Annotated in this window: 1 protein-coding gene; it reads right to left on the bottom strand. The window is 44.7% G+C overall.

Going from position 1 to position 512, the window contains the following annotated elements; translation table 11 throughout:
* A partial coding sequence (locus tag ACFIK0_RS09305; protein ID WP_375663897.1) for a hypothetical protein occupies positions 1 to 424 on the bottom strand: 424 nt, incomplete at its 3' end.
* Between the last annotated feature and the right edge of the window lie 88 nt (positions 425 to 512).

Below are 512 nucleotides of genomic sequence, written 5' to 3'. Positions count from 1 at the left end.
GTAAATCAGAACCTGCGGCGGTTGCAGCTTTTGCAATTGCCGGGAATTGTTCTTTGATCTGGCCAACATCGGCACCATTACGAGCCATTGCGACCATCGCATCAGAAGCGTCTTCTGCACTTAATGGCAAGTCAGCACCCATTTTATTAGCGACATCCGCCAAACCATTAATGTCTTTAGCGGTACCACCAGCCACAACAGCTGCTGTGTTTAATGATTGTTGGAAGTCACCAAATGATTTTAATGACTTCATTCCCATTGCAGTAGTTGCTGCACCAGCTACCGTCATCGCTTTACCAACGCCGTTCAATTTTGTTTGAACGTTGTTACCAAAGTTTTGCACATCATTACCAGCCGCTTGTAAACCAGCTGACATGTTATCGACAAGGGATAGCACCGCTTCTACTTTATATGAATCAGCCATGCTTTACCTCCTTTGCTCGTTCGCGTTTCCACGCATTCATGTCAATTCGTCCTTCAGCTTTCAATTTTTCAAATTGTTCAACTCGTTG

The sequence above is a fragment of the Bartonella sp. CL63NXGY genome (assembly GCF_042194905.1).
GTDB lineage: Bacteria > Pseudomonadota > Alphaproteobacteria > Rhizobiales > Rhizobiaceae > Bartonella.
The sequence above is the reverse complement of the archived record's forward strand: the minus strand, read 5'-3'. Positions and strand labels throughout refer to the sequence as shown.